At 60.7% G+C, this 1,526-nt stretch carries 1 protein-coding gene; it reads left to right on the top strand.

What is annotated here, in order from left to right:
• Window positions 1-81 precede the first annotated feature (81 nt).
• Window positions 82-1,524 (top strand): IS701 family transposase, encoded by a 1,443-nt coding sequence (locus tag Q2M23_RS43540; protein ID WP_410469847.1) that lies wholly within the window; start codon window positions 82-84, stop codon window positions 1,522-1,524.
• Window positions 1,525-1,526: the final 2 nt, after the last annotated feature.

Here is a 1,526-nt window from a genome sequence, read left to right on the forward strand (position 1 = left end):
TCTTACTGAGTCAGAAAGCCGCGATCTGGAGGGTTGAGAATCGCATATTAAGGGAGATTCAACGTGGTCGAGGAGGCCGAGATGGATCGCCGAGGGAGAGGAACCAGCGAGACGCGATTTTCGGCTTACGTTGATAGCCTTGTGAGCGTGATCGGGCATGCCGATCGCGAGCGCCCATTTCGGGATTATTGCACGGGGTTGTTGATGCCCTGTGAACGCAAGAGCGTAGAGCCGATGGCAGCAGTGACGGCGCCGGAGCGGACTGCGGCGCAACACCAATCGCTGCTGCACTTCATCGGTGAAGGACGGTGGTCGGACGAGAAGGTCCTGGCCAAGGTGCGGGAGACAGTGTTGCCTGCGGTCGAACGTAACGGACCGATCGAAGCCTGGATCATCGACGACACGGCGTTCCCCAAGAAAGGGACGCATTCTGTTGGGGTGGCACGCCAGTATTGCGGTCAACTCGGCAAACAGGACAATTGTCAGGTCGCGGTGTCACTGTCGGTTGCCAATCATGATGCCAGCTTGCCGGTGGCCTATCGGCTCTATCTGCCGGAGGTTTGGGCCTCCGACGCTGCCCGCCGCAAGAAGGCCGGCGTGCCCGACCAGATCGTCTTTCAAACCAAGATCGAGATCGCACTCGACCAAATCCGCGCAGCCTGCGCCGCGGGCTTGCCGCGTGGCGTCGTTCTGATTGACGCCGGCTACGGCAATCACAGCGAGTTGCGCGCCGCCCTCACTGCGCTTGAGCTTTCCTATGCCGCCGGCATTCTCTCGAGCACCACAGTGTGGGCGCCCGGCACGGGGCCTTTGCCACCCAAGCCCTACGTGCCCGGCCGCGGACGGCCGACCAAGCAGCTTCGTCGCGATGCGAAGCATCAACCGATCAAGGTCAAGGAGCTTGCCTTGAGCCTTCCGGCCAAGGCCTGGCGGACGATCGCTTGGCGCGAGGGAACCAACGAGCCTCTCAAATCCCGCTTTGCACGAGTGCGCATTCGCATTGCGCGGCGCGACTTCAATCGCAGCGAGCCTTGGCCGGAAGAATGGCTTCTCATCGAGTGGCCGAAAGGTGAGAAGGAGCCGACAAAGTACTGGCTGTCGAGCCTCCCGCCCGACATCGGCTTTGCCCATCTCGTTGATCTTGCCAAGTTACGCTGGCGCATCGAACGCGACTACCAGGAACTCAAGCAGGAGACTGGTCTTGACCACTTCGAAGGGCGGGGTTGGCGCGGCTTCCACCATCACGCCACGCTATGTATCGCCGCCTACGGATTCCTGATCTCCGAACGGGAGACGATTCCCCCCTCAGGATCTCATTCCTCCCGGCCGTTCAAAAAATCTCCGCTTCCCGAAAATTACCGACCAAGAGGTTCTGCCGCTCAGGACCGAACGTCATATCCCCAACTCGATCGCAACAATGCGACGCCGCTTGAGCGTCGCGCTCCTCGGCCGCATGCAAAGGTGTCCTTGCTGCATCCGGCTCATCAAAGGGCGCGACCCGCCGATCCACTTATGACACAGTAAGA

It is taken from the genome of Bradyrhizobium sp. 33ap4, from assembly GCF_032654765.1.
GTDB lineage: Bacteria > Pseudomonadota > Alphaproteobacteria > Rhizobiales > Xanthobacteraceae > Bradyrhizobium > Bradyrhizobium australafricanum.